Origin of the sequence: Paraburkholderia sediminicola (genome assembly GCF_046027355.1) — a bacterium.
GTDB classification, from domain to species: Bacteria; Pseudomonadota; Gammaproteobacteria; order Burkholderiales; family Burkholderiaceae; genus Paraburkholderia; species Paraburkholderia sediminicola_B.
Window position 1 is genome coordinate 211,955 of sequence record NZ_JAQQEK010000008.1, and the last position, 22,654, is coordinate 234,608.

Consider the following 22,654-nt stretch of genomic DNA (forward strand, 5'->3'; position numbering starts at 1 on the left):
TTTGGGAGAGGCGTCCCATTCCCGCCAAGAGCGAAGACAGGCCTTATGAATCTGGACGACATCGAATTGATGGGCTACGTGGACGGCACACTGCCGGCCCGCGAGTGCGTAGCCGTGGAGCGCGCGCTGAGTGCCTCTGCCGAGGCCACGCGACGCGTCGCGTGGCTCAGGACGTCGCGCCTGCCGTACGCGCAAGCGTTCGCGCAGCAGACGCTGCCGCCGGTGCCCGAAAGCCTTAGCGCGCGGATTGGCGACATGGCACGCGCGGCGGAAAATCCCGCGCGGGATTTCGCGTGGAACGATCCGCCCGGCCCGCAGCCCATAGCCGCGCCGGTCGGGCGCGATGCGAGCGCCAACGACGCCGTCGTGCCGCATCCTGTTGGCGCCGCGGCGTCAGCGGCGATCCGCTCGCGCTTGCGCATCGCGCCCGCGTGGCTGGCCGTCGCGTTCGTCGCGGGTGCGTTCGCCTGCGGCTTCGTGCTACGTCTCGGCAGCGGGGTTGGGCCCGCGTCGACGGCAGGCGCATCGTTGGCGTCGGTCGGAACGGGGGTGTCGCCCTGGGTCGCGGCCGCCGCCAGCTATCAGCAACTCTATTCTCGCGACACGCTCGCCAACATCGAAGCCGATCCCGCGCTGGTGGCGAAAACCACCGCGCAGATTCGCGACGACGATGGCCTCGCCGTTCGCATTCCGGATCTGAGCGCTTACGGCCTCACATTCAAGCGCGTGCAGCGTCTGCGTTTCAACGACAAGCCGCTGGTTCAGATCGTCTATCTGCCCGAACGGGGCGCGCCCGTCGCATTGTGCGTGATGAAGGAGGCCAAGCCCGACACGCGCTCGGCATCGCAGCAGGTTGCGTCGATGAACGTCGTCACCTGGCGTCAGTCCGAACTCGGCTACGCATTGATCGGCCCGCGCGACGGCATCGATCTGAATGCGCTGAGCAACAGCATTTCCAGCCACCGCGCCGCGCCGCTGTTCGGTTCCCTGCCCGCATCCATTCCGCTTGCCGCCCTCGACACGCCGCTTCTTCCAGCCACGGAATAATCCGGCCGCTTCGCTGTTGTGTTGAAGAGACCGGCGTTGTCCGGCATCGTCAACTTCCGAGCAAAGCACATGGTTTTTCGACTGCGGGCATGGACCTTGGGTATCGTCTTGCTGGCTGCGCTGTCCTCGCCGGCACGCGCGGCCTGGACGCTCGTCAGCGCGGATTCTCCCGTCACCGTGGTGCGCGCGGCCAACGTGTTCGCGTTCGGCGCGGGCGAATCCTTGCGCGCCGACGATCTGATCCTGTCGCCGCGACAAGGCGTCGTGCAGATTCAGGACGACAACGGCACGCTCGTCGCACTCGGTGCGCAGTCGCGCGTGATGCTGCAGTCGGATGAGCGCATCGGCTTGCTGCGCGGCTGGATGAAGATCGCCTCCGCGTGCAAGGCTGCGGCGTGTCCGGAGCGGATCGTGGAAACGGAGCGCGGCGTCATTCGCCTGAGCACCAGTGCGAGCGCGGCGGCAATCGTCGCCACGCCCGACGACGCAGGCGATATCGCCGTGTTCAGCGAAAGCGGCGTGCAAACGCTCGCCCTCAAGCCGCCACTGACGATCGACGCCGGAAGCTTCGCCGATATCTCCGGGAACACACCCGCCCACGTTTCGCCGCGTCCATCGAGCGCGTTCCTTGCAGCCATGCCGGCTGCGTTTCGCGACGCGTTGCAGCCGCTCGCCATCGGCGCCACGCCTGCCAGCGACGCCGCCTTGAAGCCCTTGCGCCCGGCTACCTACGACGACATCGCGCCGTGGCTCACGAGCACGCTGCCCGCGCGCAAACGCTTCGCCGGGCGCTTTCATACGCGGCTCGCCGACAGCGCGTTCCGCGCATCGATCGAGAGTCATCTGAATGCGCTGCCCGACTGGCGCGTGTTCCTTTATCCGCCCGCGCGTACCGCTCGCAGCGCAGTTCGTTATCCATGACACGTCGCGCCAAAACCGCTCAAAGCACGCCATGAAACTCAAGCTTTCGCTCAGCGTCAAATTCAACCTCGTGTTCCTGCTGATCTTTTCGATCGGGCTGGTCGCGGCCGGTATCGTTGCGGATCGCCTTCTGCAAAAACAGGCGCTCGAAGAAACCGTTCACGACGCCAACGTACTCATCAGCGCGGCGGCGTCGATGCAGAACTATACGGCCGCCCACATCACGCCGCTCCTCGCCACGCAGATCAAATATCGCTTCGTGCCGGAATCCATACCCGCCTTCTCGGCGATCGAAATGCTCAATCTGCTGCAGAAGGATTTCCCGAACTTCTCGTACAAGTCGACGATGGTCAACCCGACCAATCCGCGCGACCGGCCCACCGATTGGGAGGCCGATGTCATCAGCCATCTGCATGACCGGCCCGAACTCAAGGAGCTGACCGGCCAGCGCGATTCGCCCGGCGGCCGCACGCTGTTTCTCGCGCGCCCGAGCCGCATCACCGATACCGCCTGCATGCAATGCCACAGCAACCCGAGCGCGGCGCCCGCCACCATGCTGGACAAGTACGGTTCCGCGAACGGTTTCAACTGGCCGATGAACGAAGTGATCGGCGCGGAATTCGTGTCGGTTCCGATGGCGCAGCCGATCGAGCGCGGCCGCGCGATCTGGCGCGCGTTCATGCTGTCGCTCGGCGGCGTGTTCGCGGTCGTCCTGATCGTGATGAACGTGATGATGCATCTGCTGATCACGCGGCCAATCCAGTCGCTGTCGCGCGCCGCCGATGAAATGAGCCTCGGCAAGCTCGGCGCGACGCCCTTGCCGACGAGCGGATCGGACGAGATCGCCTCGCTTGCCGTGTCGTTCGGACGCATGCAGACGAGTCTCGTCGAGGCGTTCAGGATCCTCGACGAAGAGGAGGCCTAGGCCATGCCCTCCCCGGCCGACTTCCCCGCCCGGCTTGGCCGCTACGTCATCGAACGGGTACTCGGACGCGGCGCGATGGGCGTCGTGTATCTGGCCTTCGATCCGCATATCGAGCGCCAGGTGGCGCTGAAAACCATCCGGCGCGAGCTGACGCCGGGTGACACGCCGCACGACTCCACGCACGATCTCACCGCCCGTTTCCTGAACGAAGCGCGGGCGGCGGGCCGTCTCGTTCATCCGAACATCGTGGCGGTGTACGACTACGGCGAAGCCGACGAGACCGCCTTCATCACGATGGAATACGTGCGCGGCGAGAGCCTCGCGGCGCGTCTCGCGCAGCACGTGCGCGCCGGCTCGCGCATGGGTGCGCCGCGTGCATTGCGATGGTTCGTGCAGTTGCTCGATGCGCTCGACTTCGCGCACGCGGCGGGCATCGTTCATCGCGACATCAAGCCGGCCAATCTGCTCATCGCGCAGCGTGGCGAATGCAAGATCGCGGACTTCGGCATCGCGCATCTCGATACCTCGTACCTGACGCAATCCGGCACGATGCTCGGCACGCCGAGCTATATGTCGCCCGAGCAATTCACCGGCGACGCCATCGACGCGCGCGCCGACCTGTTTTCGGCCGCCGTCGTACTGTACGAAATGCTGACCTGCGTGTGCCCGTTCACGGGAACGCCGAGCGTGGTCATGCAAAAGGTCCTCAACGACACGCCGCCTGCCCCGAGTGCGATTGCACCGGAGTTGCCCGGCTATATCGACGCCATGCTGATGAAAGCCTTGTCGAAGCGTCCGCAAGACCGTTTCGCTTCCGCGCGCGAATGGCGCGACACGCTGCTTGCCGAACTGGCGGCCTATAACGAAAACGCCGAGGACCCCGAGCGCACCGTGCTCGCCTACGCGAGTCCCGCCGCCACGCTCGATGCAGCGCCCGCGTCAGGGGCGTCGAAGGCATCAAGGGATTGGCCGCCCGAATGGATCGCGCAACTGGAGGAACGGCTCGCCAGTCACGTAGGCCCCGTGGCGACCTTGCTGCTGCGGCGCGCGTCGGCGAGCGCCGCGGACGTCGGCGCGCTACGCGAGCGGCTCGTCACGTACCTGCCCGAAGGCGCCGCGCGCCGCGAGTTCGATTCGCTATTGTCGCAACTGGAGGCCGGTTCTTCGCGCGCGCTGCCGGCGCAAAAGATCAGCGGCGAGCAGGTGAGCGACGCCGCGCGTCAGCTCACGACCTATCTGGGCCCGATCGCGCGCGTCATCGCGCGCCGTGCGGCCGCGAGCGCCCCCGATCTGCAGACGTTCCATGCGCGTCTGCTCGACGCCGTGCCGCAACAGAAAGACCGCGACGCGCTACGTCGCGAGTGGGATGAGGAACACGGCTAGAACACGACTAATCGGCATCGAGCAGGCGCAGGAACAACGCGGCATCGAGCGGCCCGTCATGCCGATGCACGATCTCACCCGCATCGGACCACCACACGCTGTCTGCCGCACGCGACGCAGTACCGGATGCCTGCACTCGCAATCGGCTCAATGACGCCTCGAACTCGATCAGCGAAAAAGCCGGCTTCAACGTGGATAGCGCGAGTGCCGCGGCATCGGCATGCCACGATGAAGCGCTCACGCAGGCGTCGCCGTCGACCGGCCGCGCGATCACGAAGGGGAAGTAGCGTCCGACCGCATCGATGCCCGGCATCAGCACGCCCGTGTGCGCGTCCTCGGCGATCACGCCGCGCCGCGTCGCGAAGCACCACACGGGCATGGCGAGATAGCGGTTCAGCCAGTCGTCGGCATAGCGCTCGCGCGCGGCGACGAGGCCGCGCTGCAGCCATGCGTCCCATTGCGCGACGAACCCGGCGGACAAGCCCCGTCCGACGAAATCGCCGTGCGTGCGAACTTTGCCGTAGAAGCCCGCGCGCGTCCGATCATCAGGTTTCATAGCGAGGCGGGGCATCGAAAGCGGTCGAGCACGCCCGCGCGAAACGGATTGTCCACGCTGTTCGCGACGAGCGCTAGCGACACGCGGCCTCCATCGAAGGACACGTTGAAGTGATCGGCTTGACCGGACTGCTGGATACGCGCGGCAGCGAAGAGATGAAACAGCGCCCACGGCCCGTCCGCGCGCGGCGGCGTGCCTTGCGCCGGGTCGAGTTCGACGTGCGCCTGCGCCGTGCCTTTTCCGCTCGGCCACTGGAACGCGGCGGTGGCGTTCGGCGCGTCGCTCGTCGCGGTGAGTTGCTGACCGTCGATATCGAGCACGAAGCGCTTGAGCGACGGATCGACCGACGCGACCTTCACCGTGAAGCGCACCGAGACATCCCGGCCGCCGTCGCGGAACAATGCGTCGCGCAGCATGGCCGCGTTCTGGAATTGCACCGGCACATCGTCCGGAATGCCGAGCGATTTTGCTTCCGGCCGCCATTTCCACACCGTGCCCGAGGTATCCACGCGATTCTGCAGGTTCTTCTGGAAGAAGTCGTCGATGAGGCCGCCCGGCGCCAGGATGCGCGCGAAGTCGTCCGGCGCGGCGTCGCGCGTCGAGGTCCTCACGAGCGGAAAGCGCCCGTCGAGCGCCTGCCTGCACGCGGGAGCCACGCTCGCCGCCCAGAGCGCACTCAGTTGCGCGCGCTGGCTCTGCAGCTGCACGGTGTCGGCATTGCCGGCCACGCCTTGCAGCACCGCCGCGAGCGGCGCGGGCGCGTTCTGTGAGAGCAGCTTCAGGCGATCGAGCGGGCCGGTCGCGGGCAGCGGCAACGACTGCTTGCGCGCGGTGTCGTCGGCCTGCAGCGTGGCGGCGGCATCCTTGAACGCGCCGATGGATTCATCGAGTGCCGGACCGGCCAGGTCGTGCAGTGGCTGAAAATGCGTATCGACGAGCGTGGGAGCAGGCGCGTCCCCCGCGCCTGCTCCCGTCACGAGCGCCTTGCCGAGGTTCTGCTTGAGCGCATCCAGCTTGCCCGGCGGTGCGGGCGCCGGGGTGAAGGTCGTCTCGCGTGCGGCGGCCTGAATCAGACCGCGCAACGGCGACGCGGGCGACCCCAGCAGATTCGCGATGCGCGCGCCCTGATCCGGCGCGGCAAACGGCACGACGCCCACATCGGCGAGCAGGCCGTCCCATTGACGAATCGTCGCCTCGCAATAGAGCCGCGTCAGCGCGGCGCGCAGTTCATCCGTGCCGGCGGGATCGGGACGCGCCTGGGCACGGCCGAGCACCCAGTCGTCCTTCGACAAGTCGACGAGCGCGGCTTCACGCAGACGCACGAACGCGTCGAAGCCCGCGCGCGTGTAGGCCCCATCGACGCCTTGCGTGAGCGGCGCTCCGCTCTTCCTGACGAATACCAGCAGGCCGCTCGGCCCGGCGGCTTTCGCGATCGTGAAGTCCGGCAGGCGAAGCTGCGCCAGTTGTTGCTCGATGCGGCCATCCAGACGCTGCGCGAGCGGCACCCGATTCAACGTGGCCCGCGCCTGCGCAATCAGGTTCTGGTCGAGCGGCAGGTTCGCATCGAATTGCCCGCGGCGGAACAAGGCTTCCAGATGTCCGTCGATGCTGGCGCGCTGCGCATCCGTCGCGTTCTGGAGCGCGCCGCGCTGCCAGGCGTGCATCGCCCAGACGCGCAGCGCAACCGGATCGAAGTGCGCCGGATCGCCGAGCATCAAATACGCGCGCAGCGCCTCGTATTGCGTGGCGGCGTTGTCGGCATCGCCGCGGCGCAGTTGCTCCTCCATGCGCTGCACGACGATCGGCAGCAACGTCTGGCGCAACAGGCGCTGATACACGCGCTGCGCTTCCAGCCCAAGCTTCTGCCGCTGGTTGACGCCGAGCTTAGCCCACCATGCGTCACGGCCCGCCGAGCGTTCGGCCTCGCCGCCGGGCAGATCGCGCGCGGCGTCGAGCAGCGGCAATACCGCCAGCGGATCGTCGCCGGCCGTTGTCTGTTGCGCGCGCTGGGTCAGCGCGGCGATCTGCTGGCGGCTTTCGTCGACGAAGCGGCGGTTCGCCCGGTCGGCCGCGAAAAGGCCGATCAGCCCCGCCGCCAGCAACACGCCGATCACACCAATCGCGACCCGCTGAAAACGCGCACGGCGGCGCTCCACGCGCGGATTGCTGCCCGCAATGCCCGCTTCCTCGAAGATCACATCGCGAAGCAGGCGCTTGACGAAGTAAGCGCGCCCGCTCGATGAATCCGTCAGCAACACCTCGCGCTGAAGTCCGAGCGACGCCGCCATCGAACTCATCATCCGGTCGAGCGGCCTGCCGGTCTGCGTCCCGCTCGTGAAGTAGACGCCGCGCAGCATCGCGGCGCGAGCGAAACGCGACTCGCCGAACGCGTCGTCGAGGAAGCGCTGCAACGCGCCTTCAATGCCCGCGAACTGCTGCGGAAAGGCGTAGATCAGCGCGCGCCGGCGCACGTCGGTCTCCTGCTGCATGCGCTGCAGCACGCGATCCTGCAACTGCCGGTGCAGCAAGCGGAATTCATCGGGAAAACGCTGCAGCGGCGAGTCAGCGTTTGCCGCGTCGTCGCGCTCCGCGAGCGGGAACGTCACGCCCCAGACCTGCTCGCGCTCGTCGCGGCCCAGGTCGTCGAAGAATTCGGCGAAGCCGGCGAGCAGGTCGCTTTTCGTGACGACGACATAGACCGGCAATTGCACGCCCAGTTGCCGGTTCAATTCGGCGAGGCGTTCGCGCACGGACGCGGCATGCTTCGCGCGTGCCGCGTCGGACTGCTGCAACAGGTCGGACGCCGACACGACGGCCATCACGCCGTTCAGCGGACGGCGCGGCCGATACTTGCGCAGCAACGCAAGAAAGCCGAGCCATGCGCCGCGATCGGCTTCCTCGTGACTGTCCTGCGTCGTGAAGCGGCCCGCGGTGTCAAGCAGCACGGCGTCGTCGGCGAACCACCAGTCGCAGTGGCGCGTGCCGCCCACGCCGCCGATCGCCTGCGCGCCGAGCCGGTCCGCGAGCGGAAAGCGCAGGCCCGAGTGCACGAGCGCGGTGGTCTTGCCCGCGCCTGGCGCGCCGACGAACATGTACCAGGGCAGGTCGTAGAGCGTGCGGCGGCGCAGGTTCAGCCAGGCAAGAACGCCGCGCATTTTGCCTTGGCCTTTACCTTTGCCCTCCGACGGGCCCGGCACGTGCCGCAGCGTTTTGATGGCCTCCTCGAAGCGCGTGCGCAAGACCGCGAGGTCGGCAGCCGCGGCCTTGCGCGCCGGACTCGGCTCGCGATTCGCCGGATCGAGCGCATCGGCGACGATCCCGCGCACGAAGTTCGAGCTCGCGATGCGCGTCTTCACGAAGCGGATTCCCCACCAGAGCGCCCAGCACGCGAAGATGAACGCGACGGCCAGCCAGCGGCGCGACACGCTTTCGAGCGGCGCGTGGCCGTCGAAGGCGAACAATGGGCCTTCGAACCACACGAGCGCCGACAGCGCCAGCACGCCGGCAAACGATACGGCTACCGGTCTCCTCAATCCGTTCAACCACTTCATGGCGCCGCTCCTGGCGAAAGAATGTCGATGGTCACGCGCCGGTTCCGCGCGCGTCCGGCCGGGCTGTCGTTCGATGCGACCGGCTCAGTGTCGCCGCGGCCTTCGGCCGTGACACGCGAAGGCGTGTCGAGCTTCGCGGCGATGATGGCCCGCACCGTGTCCGCGCGCGCCTGCGACAGCGCGACGTTGGACGGGAACCGCGCCGACACGATGCGCTGGTTGTCCGTATGTCCGACCACGACGATGTTGCCGGGCTTGTCCCGCAAGGCCAGCGCGATGCGCAGCATCAACGGCGCGAAGTGCGCGTCGAGCTCCGCGCTGCCCGAGGCGAAGAGCTGGGTGCCTTCGGCGGCGTTGTTGATCGTCACGGTGGTCCGGTCGGCGGACTCGCCGACCGAGACGAGGCCTTGCGCGATCTCCGGCGCGAGGAATCCGGCGAGCGCCGCCGAGAGCCTGGGCGCGGCGCTCGTCTTCGCCGCGAGCACCGGCGCGGGCGCAACGCGGATCGCGCGCATGGAGGCAAACACCGGGTCGGAGAAGTCGTTGATGCGAATGGCGAGCACGAGGCTCGTCGCCATCAGAACCAGTCCGGCGAGCGCCAGCGCGACCCACAGCGGCACGAACTGCAGCAGCCGTTTGCGCTCGCGCGCCGCAGGCTGCCAGTGCGGCGAGAGCGCCCGTTCGATCGTGCCGCGCTGCGTGCGGATCATCTGCTCGAGCCGTTCGCGGATCACGTCGAGCTGCGTTTTGCCGCCGTCGATCAGCCGGTAGCGTCCGTCGAAGCCGAGCGCGAGCATCACGTAGATCAGCTCGAGCATGTCGATGTCGACCGCCGGGGTCTGCACGAGGCGCTGCAGGATCACGAAGAGCCGTTCGCCGCCCGACGCTTCGTTATGAAACGTCACGAGCAGGCTGCGCCGGCCCCACACGCCCGCGCCCCAGGGCGTCGCCGCGATCGCCTCGTCGATGAACGTGCACAGGCAATAGCGCGCGGGGCCGAGTTGCGCGTCCGGCACGCCGAAGGAACGGCCGTCGGCTTCAAAGCGGCGCATCATCTGGATCAGTTGCGTGCGCAAGGCGTCGAGGTCCGGATGACTCGTGAGCCGCCGCAGCGGCAGCGCGAGTTCAAGGAGCGGATTGGCCGCCCGCAAGAGCGGATTGCGCCCGGCGAGCGAGGCATCGAGCGGCGCGAGCGCGTCCGGCCTTCCCTGCAGCCTCGCCTCTGGCCTGGCGGACTCGCGCCCGCGGCCCGGCGTCGGCATTCTGATGGTGCGCGCGGCGTCGAGAAAATCCGCGTCGTCAAGCGTCGGATCGGTGTCGTTGGTCATGGCAGAGTCCTTGTTTCGGCGCCTTTGAATGGCGTGGCGTCATGGGCGTGGCGTCGTCGGCACGGTCAGCGGCGAATGGCCCAGCATTCCATCGCGAGCCCGGGGAATTCGCCCGCCACGTGCAGCGCCATGCCGGCCGATGAGCCGAGCGAAGCCCAGGCATCGCTCTTGTCGTCGAGCTCGAAATAGGTGTAGCCCGCGTGAAACGGCAACTGACGCGGGGCCACCGGCAGCGCGCGCAACCCAATGCCGGGCAGTTGTAGATTGACGAGATCGCGGATCTTCTCGATGCTGCCGATCTTCACCTGGCTGCCGAACGCCGAGAGCAGCGTCTCGGTGGGCACTTGCGCGCGCACGGCGAGCACGAACGCCGCGCTCGTGAAGAGCGACCGATCCGCGACCTGCGCCACCCGCAAGCCGTATTTGCGCTCCTCGAGCGGGATCGACACGACCTGCGGGTCCGCCACACGGCTCAACGCAAGCCGCAATGCGTCGATCACCGGCGCGAAGGTTTCCTTCAGGCGCTCGTGACGGTACGCCGGAAACAGCGGCGGCCGCCGCTCGCGCTGGCTGAAGGTCGCGAGCTCGCCGGCGAGCGCCACGCACGCCTGATACAGCGTTTCGGGATGCAGGCCGGTCATCGCGCCGAAATGCGCGACGAGCGGCTGCGCGCGGTTGACGATCTGCAGCAGCAGGAAGTCCGAGATCTCCGCCATGCCCGCGCCGTCGGGCTGCGCAAGCCGGCCCGCGAGCGCTTCGCCGCGTTGCTGCAGGAGCCCGCTCAGTTCCGCCGCGAAGCGCCCGAGCCCGCCCGCGATGCGATAGTCGAGGCACGGCGGGCAATAGTCGCCGTCGAGCAGGATGCGCGAGTCGCTCAGGCGTTCGGTCACCCGCGCGACCCCTGCATACGCGTGCGCGTGCGCCACGTCGGGTTCGAGCGCGAGACGCAGGCGCAGCTTGCCAATCTGCAACAGCGTGGCGAGCGCGTCCGGGTCGTTGCTGTCGTGAACCTCGAAATCGCCGGCGCTGTAGCGGGCGAGATTCTCCACACTCTCGGGGCCTCCGGACTCCGGCGAGCCCGGCCGGCGCACCGGCAACGCCAGCACGACCGACTGGTTCGACGTGCCTTCCGGAATATCGAGCGGCACCGGCAAGTCGCCGTCGGCGGGCAGATTGAACGGCGTGCCGTCGGGCAACACGCCCGCGGCCGAGCGCAGCGCGAGCTTGCCGAGCTTCAGGAGCGCCTCGTCGAGCTCCAGTTTGGTGAAGCCCCAGCCGTACGCACGCAGGCCGCCCGCGCGGCCCTCGAGTTGCGTCTCGATGTGCCGGTCATGCTGCTGCAGATGCTGCGGCTGAAGGAACATGCCCTCCGACCAGATAACCTTGTTGTTCCAGTACATGGCGTCAGTTTTTTGAGGATTGCAGTGCGTCGAGCTGTGCCTGATAGGCACGGCCGAACGGTTCGCCGAAGCTGCGCTGAAGGTCGTCGCCCGCATCGCGCGCCACGTGCTCCCAGGTCTCGACGAAGCGTTGCCACAAGCGCGCGCGGCGATTGCCGATGAGCGCGTCGAAACCAGTCGGCGCGTCGAGCGAACGTTCGATGGCGCTCGGATCGATGCGCTCCATCGCGTGGGCGAGCGCGGCGCGCATGCCCGCGACCATCGCGAGTTCGTGCGCCTGGATATCGCGGAACGCCGCACGCATGGCCTCCTGCGGCCGCAGATAGCCGTTGCCGCGCGCGCCGAGCATTTGCGCCAGCGCCCGGTCGGCATCGGGGAAGAACTTGAGCGGGTTGTTATCGCGCTCTTCGATCATCGTCATCGCCATGCGCGTCTCGCGCTTGGTCATGGCGCGCGAGCGCAAGGCCGTCATGGCGCCTTGCGTCGCTTCGCGCAGCATCGCGCCCGCGAGGCGCGCAAGTTCCGCGGGCTCGACGTGGCTCACGGCGGCGGGCTCGATGCCGAGTCCTTCGATCAGCGCGTCGAGCAACGAGGCGTGATCGGCCTGCTGATCGACGTGCTGATCGCGGCGCTCGCGCGCTTCATGAACCGGCAAGCGCGATGGCATCGACGTGAATTCGGGATTCGGCAGAGACAGGCCTGGTATCTCGTCATCCCGCGAAAGCGAAAGCGAAGGCGGCTCCCGCACCGCGGGCATCACCGACGCAGCCTGCTCCGGCGACACATGCTCGAAGCTCCGCAACAACGGCACGGGCTTCTCCACCGCACGCGCGCCGATATCGCGCAGCGGATCGCCGGGACTGAGCGCGTCGATCAGCGCCTGATCAGCGTCGCCGCGGAAGTGTCCGGGCTCGCGCAGGAGCGGCGTCGCGGCCAGCGGGTCCGGCAGGAAGAGCGCGTGCGCTCCATCGGCGGGTGCCGCGTCGTGCGGTCCGTTCCAGTCGTCGGGGATCAGGGGTGCTGGCGGGGGCGCTTCGAACTCCGGTGTGCCCGGCTTGCCCCACGAACTCGCGGACGGCCGCGCGTCGGGCCACGACTGCGTCATGATGGTTTCGTCGACCACCAAGCCGCCGCCCGCCTCGCCGCGCATCTCGCCCGTTACCGACACGACGAGCATGTATGCGCCGATGCTCAGGCGATCGCCCTCCTTCAGAGGCGCCTCGTGCGTGCCGTCCAGCGCGCGATCGTTGAGCAGCGTCGGATTGCTGCCCGCATCGACAAGCACGTACGCGTTCTCACGCCGCTCGATGCGCGCCTGGATGCGCGAGATGCCGCGTTGCCCGTCGCTCAGCACCATCGTGCAATCCGGCGCGCGGCCGAGCGTGACGCTCTCGCCTTCGATCTCGATAGCGCGCGGCGACGCACCCTCGCCGCTTTGCACCGTCAATATCAATTTCATCGGGTTCTCCTATTTGCGGACCTTGCGCGTGCCGTCGTCGGCGTCGCGCGGCGGCGTGGGCGCCGGCGGCGGTGTCGTGAGCGGCACGGGAGGCACGCCGGGGCCGAGCGGAATCGGGATGCTCGACATCTCGATCGTTTCAGGACCGATGAGGATGTACGACGCCCCGGCTCGCAGCGCGATGGTCGCGCTCGACTCGATCTCGACCGCCGCGCCCGCCTTGATCTGCACCGCCACGCCCGCGTTGAGCGCATAGGCTTCGCCGACGAACTGGTTGTGCGTGGTCATGGTCGCGGCGGACACGCTGCCGAGCACGCTGGACTTGCTGTTGCCGCGCACCGCGTCGTTGCGCGTACCGCGCGTCTCGCGGAATTCGTCGCCGCCGATGCGCACGTGGCGCTCGCCGGAGACGTTCATCAGCGCGTCGTGCCGGACCCAGGTCTCGTGATCGCGCTCGGCGTGGAAGAACAACTGTTCGTCGCCCTTGCGGTCGTCGAAGCGCACCTCGTTGTAGCCATTGCCGCCTTTGGTGGACTGGCTCTTCATCGTCGATACCGCGCTCCCGGCCGGCAGCTCGTAGGGCGGCATGTTCGTCGAGTTGTAGACCGCGCCCGTGATGACCGGCCGGTCCGGATCGCCCTCGATAAACTCGACCAGCACCTCCTGCCCGACGCGCGGCAGGAACATCGCGCCCCAGCGCCGGTTCGCCCAGCTTTGCGCGACGCGCACCCAGCACCGGTCGAGCCGGTTCGCGCCGTCCGGCTGCGCGAGTTGCTCCCAGTGAAACTGCACCTTCACCCGGCCGTACTGGTCCGTGAGAATCTCCTCGCCCGGCGGACCGATCACGACAGCCGTCTGTGGCCCGCCCACGTTCGGAACCGGCGTGGTCTTCGGCGTGCGGAACGTGTTGTCGCTGCAAATCGCGCGGAAGCTGCAATCGAAAATGGGCAGTGTGGAATCGCTCGTCGACACATACGCGTCGGAGACGATTTCCGCGCGATTCTCGATCACGAGGTACTGCCGGTTCTGCGCGCTGCCCGGATGATCCCTCAGCCGGAACAGTCCGCCCGCCGCCATGCCGCGCGACGTGGAGCGCCCTTCGATGGCATCGTTCTGCGCCTGGTGAATCTCGACGTTGACGCGGGCAAGCCGTTCTCCATCGCCCGCCTTGACGTGCCCCGTCAGGTGCTCCTGCATCAGATAGCGCGGCGGATCGAAGGGCGCGCTGCGCGTCGCGCGCGCGACCATCCCTTCGCTGTTGCTGACCGAGGCCTTCTCGAAGTCGTAGTCGTTCACTTCGTAGCGGCCGGTTTGGAGCGTCGCACCCGACATCCAGCGGTACACGCATTCTTCATCCTGCTCGGGCGTATCCCAGGCCTGAAACGGAATCGACTCGTAGTGTGAGATCGGCCGATACTCGGCGCTCGAATCCGTAAGCACCAGCGTATGCTTGCCGCCCGCATGCTCGAAGAAATAGTGGATGCCTTCGCGTTCCAGAAGCCGGCTGACGAAATCGAAATCGGTCTCCCGGTACTGCACGCAATGCTCGAGCGCCGGATAGCTCGCCGTGCAGGCATTGCGAAAGTCGATGTCGAACGACTCCAGCACCTGCGTGACGATCTGCGGAACCGTGCGCTGATAGAAGAACCGCCGGTGCGACGCCTGCGTGAGCAGCCAAAGCCGCGGGTGCACGACGGCGTCGTAGCGCGCCATGCGGTTGCGGGTGGTGTCGCCTGGCGCGATCAGACGCAGCGTCGTCACGATGCCGTTGAACTGGCGCTCGCCGCCGGCCGGATAGTCGAGCGTGACGGACAGGTTCTCCCCCAGCACCGTGCCGGGGTCGATATCGTTGCGCGTGCTCAGGAACACGAGTTCGAAACGGCTCAGGCGGCCCAGTGCTTCGCTAGCGGACATCCGCAGGAAGATGGCCTCGTCGCCGAGCGGCGCGCACTGCATGCGCACATGGCGCGTGCTAGTCGAAGGCATAGGTGAACTCCTCTTGCTCGACGCCGACGTGCACGCGCGCGAGTGTCCGGCCGTCCATCACGCGCGCCAGAAACTCCGTGCTGACGCGCGGCAGCACGCTGTTGGTGAGAATCGCGTCGATCATGCGGCCGCCGCTTTCGAGGCGCGTGCAGCGCAGCGCAATCTGGGCGACGACCGCTTCGTCGTAGGTGAACGGCACCTGATGCGTGCGCGTCACGCGGTCGGCCACGCGCCCGAGTTGCAGGCGGATGATCGCGCGCAGCATGTCGTCGGAGAGCGGGTAATACGGGATTGTCACCATGCGCCCGAGCAACGCGGGCGGGAACGTGTGCAGCAATTGCGCGTGCAGTTCCTGTTCGATGACGTCCAGCGGCGGCCAGTCGCGCGGATCGCGGCACAGTTCGGCAATGCAGTCGGTGCCCGCGTTCGTGGTCAACAGGATCAGCGTGTTGCGAAAGTCGATGGAGCGGCCTTCGCTGTCCTCCATCCGGCCTTTGTCGAAGACCTGAAAGAACAGCTCGTGCACATCGGGATGCGCCTTCTCGACTTCATCGAGCAACACGACGCTATGCGGGCGGCGGCGCACGGCTTCGGTCAGCACGCCGCCTTCGCCGAAACCGACATAGCCGGGCGGCGCGCCCTTCAACAGCGAGACCGTGTGCGCCTCCTGGTACTCGCTCATGTTGATCGTGATCAGATTCTGCTCGCCGCCGTACAACACCTCGGCCAGCGCCAGCGCGGTCTCGGTCTTGCCGACGCCGGACGTGCCGGCGAGCAGGAATACGCCCACGGGCTTGTCCGGATTGTCCAATCCCGCGCGGGAAGTCCGCACGCGCCGGGCGATCATCTGCGTGGCGTGCTGCTGGCCGATGATGCGGCCATCGAGCAGTTCGTTCAGGCGCAACACGTTGCCTATTTCGTTCTTCAGCATGTTCAGCACGGGCACGCCCGTCCAGTCCTGCACGACCGCCGCGACCGCGTGACGATCGACGCCCGGCAGAATCAGCGGCGCGTCGCCTTGATGCTGCGCGAGGCGCGCTTGCTGCTCGCGCAGCGCGGCGAGATCGGCCTCGGGCGCACCATCGCGAAGCTGGGCGCGGCGCGCGAGAATGTCCTTCACCATCTCGCGCTCGCTGTGCCAGCGTGCATCGAGTTCGGCGAGGCGCTCCGTTTCGCGCTGCAACGCAGCCGATGCGGCCTCGTGACGCGCCGTCGTGTCGATGCCGATCGCACTTTCGCGCGCGATCACTTCGAGTTCCGTGTTCAGCGCCTCGATGCGCTTGCGGGCGTCGTCCACTTCCGGCGGTGTGGCGTGCTGGCTGACCGCGACGCGGGCACATGCGGTATCGAGCAGGCTCACGGACTTATCGGGCAATTGCCGCGCCGGCAGATACCGATGCGACAGCCGCACGGCGGCCTCGACGGCTTCGTCGAGAATCTGCACGCCGTGGTGCGCCTCCAGCGCGAAGGCGATGCCGCGCATCATCGTGACCGCGCGCGCCTCGTCGGGCTCGCGGACCTGCACGACCTGAAAGCGCCGCGTGAGCGCCGGGTCCTTTTCGATGTGCCGCCGATACTCCGACCACGTCGTCGCCGCGATCGTGCGCACGCTGCCGCGCGCGAGCGCCGGCTTCAGCAGGTTCGCGGCGTCGCCGGTGCCGGCCGCACCACCCGCGCCGATCAACGTGTGGGCTTCGTCGATGAAGAGGATCACCGCTCGCTCGGCCGACTGCACTTCCTCCAGCACTTGCCGCAAGCGCGCCTCGAACTCGCCCTTCATGCCCGCGCCGGCCTGGAGCAGCGCGACATCGAGCGTGCGCAGCGTCACGTCGCGCAGCGCGGGCGGCACGTCGCCCGCCACGATGCGCTGCGCGAGACCTTCCACCACCGCCGTCTTGCCCACGCCGGCCTCGCCCGCCAGCAGCGGATTGTTCTGCCGGCGGCGCATGAGAATGTCGATCACCTGACGAATCTCGTCGTCGCGGCCGACGATCGGATCGAGCTTGCCCGCGCGCGCCTCCTCCGTCAGGTCGATCGTGAAGCGCTGCAAGGCGTCCTGCGTGCCGGGTGACGGATTCAGCGGGCGCGTCACGGCAGGCTCCAGTGCCGCTTCCGGCGAACCGTCGAGCACGCTTGCGAAAGCGTCGACGAGTTCGTCGAGCTTCACCCGATCGAATTCGCGCGAAATGCCGCGCAGCGCGTTGCGCAATGCGGGCGTCTGCAGCGCCCCGATCAGCACATGCGCACTGCGGACCTTTAGCGCGTCGAACAGCAGCGAGCCATAGACCCACCCGCGCTCGACGGCCTCCTCCAGTTGCGACGAGATATCCGTGATCGACGTCGAGCCGCGCGGCAGACGATCGAGCGCATCGGTCAAGTCGCGCGCGAGCGCGGCGGTCTCGACGCCGAAATGCCGGATCACGCGATGCAGGTCCGAATCCGGCAACTGCAACACCTGATGCAGCCAGTGCACGAACTCCACATACGGATTGCCGCGAAGCCGGCAGAACGTGGTCGCGCTTTCCATCGCGCGGAAGCTGAGCGTATCGAGTTTGCCGAACATGACGGCGCGGCTGATGTCTGCCATTGAACTAGTCCTTTGCGCGATGTGAAGTGGGGGGTGAGGCGGGTGGTTTGAGCATCAGCTGCGTTGCGTCGGCGGTCGCCGCGCGAGCATGCAGCCACGTGGTGTAGCCCAGACGCTGACGGCGGCCGAGCGCGAGGCGCGGCACTTCGGACTGTCGCAACTGGAGATTGACGTCCCAGTCGAGCGGATCGCGCACGTAGAGACGCACCCAGTCGGTGAGGCGCACGAGGCTCGCGCCACCGGGAAGGAAGCGCTGATAGTCGCGCAGGGAGAGCGGCCCGAGCACCACGCGGAATTTGTGTTGCCGGTCGAAGACGCGCGCGCCGAGCATCGTGCCGACGCCCAGTCGTGTGGTTTCGTCGCGCGCACCCAGACGGCTCATCGAATGCGCGGGCAAATTCATCCAGTGGCCGACGTTTTCGAGCACGTCGACCGGCAGACCGAAGAAACGCGACAGGACGAGCCGCAAACCCGCCGCATGACGCGTGCCGCCGGCAAGCAGTCCGGCGAAGTGCAGCTTGGCGAAATCGGGCACGCTGTCGCGGTTGCGCAGCGCGGGCTCGCCGAGACCGAAGGTCGTGCCGACATAGGCGGAAAAGCGGTCGCCGTTGTCGCGATCGAGGCTCACAACCGGCTGCGCCACTGCCCACGCGCGATAGAACAGCGACGCCATGCGGTGATGAAAGACGTCGAGAAAGCGCGCGAAAGTAGGATCGCCGGCGTTGCGCGCACGGTCACGCACGTATTCGGTCAGGTGCGTGGGCATCGGGCCGTTCGGTCCAAGCAAGCCCAGGAAATTGACGACGAGTTTCGGCGCAGCCTCGCCCGCGGTCGCGAAATGGCGCAGCGTGGTCGGGAAGAAAATCAGCTCGGGTTCCTGTCCGAAACGCACGGCATCTTCGCGCGGACGCAGCGACGAACCGACGCGCGGCAAGCCCGGATACGCACATTCGACGAGACGTACCGCCTGAAAGAAGTCGAAGCGGTTCGCATCGGCCGAGAAACGATCGAGCAAGGTCAGAGCGTCCGGCATTGCCCGCTCCCTGGCGCCCAGCGCATGAGCTCACCGCGCGTCACACTGGACACGATCGTTTCGGTGAATGAGTTCATCGACACGTACTGCGTGAAAAACCGCGCGAGCACCGCGCCGAACAGAAATGCGCTCGCGCCTTCAAAGCCGCTTTCGTCGAGCAGCACCTCGATCGCGAGGCCGCGGCCGAACACGATCGGCCCTCGCGAGGGCAAGCGCCGCGTGACCGGCGCCGAACGGATGGAGCGCAAGCCGTCGATCTGCCGTGCCGCCGCGCTGTCGCCGGTGGGCGCGTACAGCCCGAGGAGATCGCGCATGGCGCGCGCGCCGCTGCCGTCGGCATCGTCCACGAGCGACGCATAGTTGAGCGACAGATGGCTCAACAGACGCCACGCAACCGGACCTTCCGCATACGACGGCAGCGGACGGCTGGGACCGCCGATGCATCGCACGCTCGACACGGGCGCCTCGAGTTCGAGCGTGAAGTCCGTCTCGCCCTGCCCGCGCGGCATGGTTAGCGTCAGGTCGCGATTCGTGCACAGAACGCTCAAACCCAGTTGCTGAAGGTCGGCCGGATACGGCGCCTCGCGCGTATCGACCAGCGCGAGCCAGGTTTCGCTGCCGGTATAGGATGAGCGCGCGCCCCGCTCGTCCCGCTGCGCGGGAAGCAGCCGCTTTTCGCGCCGTACCTGATAGAAGGCGTGCCCAGGCTCGTCGCTCCCCAGATCGCGTGCGCGATAGAACGGCTGAAACTCGATCGGGCCGCCACCTCCGGACCGATAGCCGGTGACGCTTTCCACCCCGTACACCTCGAAGTCCCGCGGGCGCGTGCGATCCACCACGACGTGGTGCTCGAATTGCTCACCCGTGACCGGAATGCGATCGGTGCGGCGCGCGAACAGGTTGATCGCGGGCGTGCAATGCAGCGCGAAATTGGCCTCGTCGACGAGCTGTTCGAGCGCGGGGTCGAGCTTCGACAGCAGCACGATCAACTCGATTTCATCGCGCTCGCAGCGCTGGAAATGCAGGCGCAGGCCGTCGATACCGATGAACATGAAGCGCTGCGCGAACGCAAAATACTCCTGCAACAAGCGATAGCCGGGAAACGACTGCCCGCTCACGGGCAACAAGGCTTCGTCGTCGGAGAAGCCGAGGGGGCGCAACGCCGAGGGCGGCAATACCGCATCGGGCAGCGCCACGCCGAGCGCCGAGCCCAGCAGCAATTCATACAGCCGCGCGGCCAGACCGTCGGCACCACGCAGATGGATCGGCAGATGATCGAGCGCGACATCGCTGATTTTCAGCTTGTTCAGCGCGCGCAGCTTGAGGCGCAGGCCGGCCTTCACGCCCTGCGGAAGCTTTGCAGCGACGCCGGGCAGCGTGCCGCTGTGCGTAAAGAGACGCGCCTCGACGAGTTCGATTGGAGACAGTGTGAGCGCATGCGCGGTGCGGAATTCGCAACGCGTGGAGCGCTCGCCGTCGAGCCTGCCGAACAGCGCCGTGCCGCGCGGAATCACCACGCCGTCAGCGAGCGCGGGATGCGTCATGTCGGGCTGCATTTCGACGATCGTCATCGCCGGTGTGGGCGCGAGGTAATGCGGGTAGACGAGCTCGGCCAGATGCTCGGTGAAACGCGGGAACTCGGCGGCGATCTTCATCTGCACGCGCGCGGCGAGAAACCCGAAGCCTTCCAGCAGCCGCTCCACGTAGGGATCGGCGCACTCGAAGCCTTCCAGCCCGAGCCGGCTCGCGATCTTCGGAAACGCCTTCGCGAACTCGCCGCCCATCTCGCGGACGTGCTGAAGCTCCTCGCTGTAGTACTGAATCAGGTCCGGGTTCATGGCGTGGAATTTCCTGGTATGGCTGCGATGCAACGACGTGCCGCCGGCGTCACGCGCGCGTGCCTTCCGAGACGTCGACCTTGCCCGCTTCGAGGTCGAGTTCCGTGCGCAGATAGAGGCGCTCCGGCACGGGATGCGCGTGAAGATCGCCTTCGACGATGAACGCAATCGCGTTGTGCTGGCCACTCGTTTCACCCGTCTGGATCGCGCGAACGCGCAGCGTGCCCGGCAGAATGCGTGGCTCGAACGCTCGGATCGAGTCGGCCATCAGGCGTTCGATCCGAGCGACGTCAACATTCGATGCGCTCTTGCCCGCGAGGTCTGAAAAGCCGAAATTCAGCACCGACTCCGCGACGCCCGGATAGCGGGCGACATCCTGCGACGACGCGATCCCCTGCGCATTGAGCAGCCAGCCGAGATCACGCATGACGCTGCGGCGCAGCGAGCGCGCCGAACTCGACCGATGCTCGCGCACTTCGCGCGTGGCATCGGGCTCGTGGTCGGTCAGCCTCTCCAGCAGCGAAGGCTGCACACGCTCGGCGTTTTTTAGGCGCATGGTCGTTTACGCCGTCGCGTTCGCCGGAATGTTCCACTTGCTCTCGACGACACCGCCGAGCGCCGAGCCCGAGGTCGGGTCCTGCTGCTGATACGTCACGTGGAACTTCTCGAAGTTGAGTGTCACGGTTTCCGTGAAGCGGTCCTCGCCATCCGAGCCGCCGGTCGAATAGTTCGTCACCAGTACCTTGTCCATTTCGATCGTGTAGTACTCGAGCGGCTTCGTGCCGCCGGCCTTGCGCACGGTGAGCTTGCCGGTCGGGAAATGCTTGCCGGTCGAACAGGCCGTGATGATCGACGGCGTGGCCCGGTCGGTGTACTTGGTGACGGACAGATCGTGGACCGCCACCTTGCCGCCTCCACCGCCCGTGCCGAGATGCATCGTGCCCGACTGGGAGAGACCCCAGCTCCACGAAAGCACATCGATTTCGTCCTTATGCGTGGAATCGAGCGATTCGCCCTTGACGGTGCCCAGATCCAGAAAAATATCGACTGCCATGGTGTATCCCTATGTCTATGTAGATGACTGCGATGAAAAGAATCGTGTGCTCGTGTGTGTCAGGCGGCCTTTGCCGACGGCAGCTTCGAGACGAGCCGCAGCGACACGGTCAGCCCTTCGAGCTGATAGTGCGGACGCAGAAAGAATTTCGACGTGTAGTAACCCGGATTGCCCTCCACTTCCTCGACCACGACTTCCGCCGCCGCGAGCGGACGACGGGCCTTGGTCTCTTCGGACGAGTTCGCGGGGTCGCCATCGACGTACTGCAGAATCCAGTCCTGCAGCCAGCGCTGCATGTCGTCCTTCTCCTTGAAGCTGCCGACCTTGTCGCGCGCGATGCACTTGAGGTAATGCGCGAAACGGCTGCAGGCGAACAGGTAAGGCAGGCGCGCGGCCAGATTCGCGTTGGCGGTCGCATCCGGATCTTCATATTCGATCGGCTTGTTCAGCGACTGCGCGCCGATGAAGGCCGCAAAATCCGAGTTCTTCTTGTGAACCAGCGGCATGAAGCCGTTCTTCGCCAACTCCGCTTCGCGCCGGTCGCTGATCGCTATTTCGGTCGGGCATTTCATGTCGACGCCGCCGTCATCGGTGGGGAATGCGTGCACCGGCAAGTTCTCCACCGCGCCGCCCGACTCGATGCCGCGAATGCGCGAGCACCAGCCATAGGTCTTGAAAGAGCGGTTGATGTTGACAGCCATCGCGTACGCGGCGTTCGACCATGCGTACCTGGACGCATCGGTGCCGGCGGTGTCTTCCTCGAAGTCGAATTCCTCGACCGGGCTCGTTTTGGCTCCGTACGGCAGGCGCGCAAGAAAGCGCGGCATGGCGAGCCCGATATAGCGCGAATCCTCGGAGTCGCGCAGCGAGCGCCACGCGGCGTGCTCGGGCGTCTGGAATATCTTCGTCAGATCGCGCGGGTTCGCGAGTTCCTGCCAGGAATCCATCAGCATCACCGCGGGATCCGCGCCCGCGATGAATGGCGCATGCGCCGCCGCGGAGATCTTGCCCATCTGGGTCAGAAAATCGACATCGGGGCTGCTGTTGTCGAAGTAGTAGTCCGCGACCAGTGCGCCGTACGGCTCGCCGCCGAACTGGCCGTATTCCTCTTCGTAGAGCTTCTTGAAGAGCGGGCTCTGATCCCACGCCACGCCTTTGTATTTGCGCAACGAGCGATGCAGATCGGTCTTCGAGATATTCATCACCCGCAGCTTCAGGCTTTCGTCGCTTTCCGTATTCGTGACCAGATAGTGCAGGCCGCGCCATGCGCTCTCCAGCGTCTGGAACTGATCGGTGTGAAGGATCACATTGATCTGCGCGCTGAGCTTTTCATCGATTTTCGCAATCAGCGATTCGATGCTCGCAAGCGCATCGTCCGACACGCGCTGGGTGTCGAGCAATGCCTGCTCCGCCAGCGTGCGCACTGCGTTCTCGACGGCCTCGCGGGCCTTGTCGGTGCGTGGGCGAAACGCCTTTTGCAGCAGCTTCTGAAACTCGCCCGATGAACCGGTGTCGTCGACCTGTTGCTCGGCCGGCTGCTGCGTGCTCGTGGATTGCTCCAGGTTGGTATCTGCCATCGTGGCTCC

16 protein-coding genes are annotated in these 22,654 nt (G+C 66.8%); 4 read left to right on the forward strand and 12 right to left on the reverse strand.

Annotated elements, in window-relative coordinates; translation table 11 throughout:
- Window positions 1-45: 45 nt before the first annotated feature.
- The 4 genes from PQR42_RS16375 (at window position 46) to PQR42_RS16390 (ending at window position 4,276) form a co-directional block, all read left to right on the forward strand.
- Window positions 46-1,047: an anti-sigma factor family protein gene (locus PQR42_RS16375; protein WP_408386560.1), complete on the forward strand. Its 1,002-nt coding sequence runs from the start codon at window positions 46-48 to the stop codon at window positions 1,045-1,047.
- A gap of 69 nt (window positions 1,048-1,116) precedes the next feature.
- Complete coding sequence (locus PQR42_RS16380) at window positions 1,117-1,968, forward strand: hypothetical protein (RefSeq protein WP_408386558.1); 852 nt, start codon at window positions 1,117-1,119, stop codon at window positions 1,966-1,968.
- 31 nt (window positions 1,969-1,999) lie between these two features.
- Complete coding sequence (locus PQR42_RS16385) at window positions 2,000-2,893, forward strand: c-type heme family protein (protein WP_408386556.1); 894 nt, start codon at window positions 2,000-2,002, stop codon at window positions 2,891-2,893.
- 3 nt (window positions 2,894-2,896) lie between these two features.
- Window positions 2,897-4,276, forward strand: coding sequence for a serine/threonine-protein kinase (locus PQR42_RS16390; protein WP_408386554.1), 1,380 nt, complete (start codon window positions 2,897-2,899; stop codon window positions 4,274-4,276).
- A 7-nt stretch (window positions 4,277-4,283) separates the two neighbouring features.
- Here PQR42_RS16390 and tagF read toward each other — a convergent pair whose 3' ends face one another.
- The 12 genes from tagF to tssC form a co-directional block, all read right to left on the reverse strand.
- A complete protein-coding gene (tagF, locus tag PQR42_RS16395) occupies window positions 4,284-4,832 on the reverse strand; it encodes a type VI secretion system-associated protein TagF (protein WP_408386552.1) in 549 nt (182 codons plus the stop codon).
- Complete coding sequence (gene tssM, locus PQR42_RS16400; protein WP_408386550.1) at window positions 4,829-8,383, reverse strand: type VI secretion system membrane subunit TssM; 3,555 nt, start codon at window positions 8,381-8,383, stop codon at window positions 4,829-4,831. The genes tagF and tssM overlap by 4 nt, the downstream gene beginning before the upstream one ends.
- Window positions 8,380-9,711, reverse strand: a complete 1,332-nt coding sequence (gene tssL / locus PQR42_RS16405) for a type VI secretion system protein TssL, long form (protein ID WP_408493672.1) — start codon at window positions 9,709-9,711, stop codon at window positions 8,380-8,382. Before tssL ends, tssM begins: the two co-directional genes overlap by 4 nt.
- 65 nt (window positions 9,712-9,776) lie before the next feature.
- Window positions 9,777-11,111: a type VI secretion system baseplate subunit TssK gene (tssK, locus tag PQR42_RS16410; RefSeq protein ID WP_408386546.1), complete on the reverse strand. Its 1,335-nt coding sequence runs from the start codon at window positions 11,109-11,111 to the stop codon at window positions 9,777-9,779.
- 4 nt (window positions 11,112-11,115) lie between these two features.
- The gene (gene tagH, locus PQR42_RS16415; RefSeq protein WP_408493673.1) at window positions 11,116-12,570 is read right to left on the reverse strand and encodes a type VI secretion system-associated FHA domain protein TagH; all 1,455 of its coding nucleotides are present in this window, start codon (window positions 12,568-12,570) and stop codon (window positions 11,116-11,118) included.
- A gap of 9 nt (window positions 12,571-12,579) precedes the next feature.
- A complete protein-coding gene (locus PQR42_RS16420; RefSeq protein WP_408386542.1) occupies window positions 12,580-14,556 on the reverse strand; it encodes a type VI secretion system Vgr family protein in 1,977 nt (658 codons plus the stop codon).
- Window positions 14,543-17,143, reverse strand: coding sequence for a type VI secretion system ATPase TssH (gene tssH / locus PQR42_RS16425; RefSeq protein WP_408386540.1), 2,601 nt, complete (start codon window positions 17,141-17,143; stop codon window positions 14,543-14,545). Before tssH ends, PQR42_RS16420 begins: the two co-directional genes overlap by 14 nt.
- Window positions 17,144-17,147: 4 nt before the next feature.
- Entirely contained in the window at window positions 17,148-18,176 is a 1,029-nt protein-coding gene (gene tssG / locus PQR42_RS16430; protein ID WP_408386538.1) for a type VI secretion system baseplate subunit TssG, read from the reverse strand.
- On the reverse strand, window positions 18,161-20,014 hold the full coding sequence (gene tssF, locus PQR42_RS16435; protein WP_408386536.1) for a type VI secretion system baseplate subunit TssF: 1,854 nt from the start codon (window positions 20,012-20,014) through the stop codon (window positions 18,161-18,163). The genes tssG and tssF overlap by 16 nt, the downstream gene beginning before the upstream one ends.
- 49 nt (window positions 20,015-20,063) lie before the next feature.
- A complete protein-coding gene (gene tssE / locus PQR42_RS16440) occupies window positions 20,064-20,570 on the reverse strand; it encodes a type VI secretion system baseplate subunit TssE (protein WP_408205467.1) in 507 nt (168 codons plus the stop codon).
- A gap of 6 nt (window positions 20,571-20,576) precedes the next feature.
- Entirely contained in the window at window positions 20,577-21,068 is a 492-nt protein-coding gene (locus tag PQR42_RS16445) for an Hcp family type VI secretion system effector (protein WP_408205466.1), read from the reverse strand.
- A gap of 59 nt (window positions 21,069-21,127) precedes the next feature.
- Entirely contained in the window at window positions 21,128-22,645 is a 1,518-nt protein-coding gene (tssC, locus tag PQR42_RS16450; RefSeq protein WP_408386534.1) for a type VI secretion system contractile sheath large subunit, read from the reverse strand.
- Window positions 22,646-22,654: the final 9 nt, after the last annotated feature.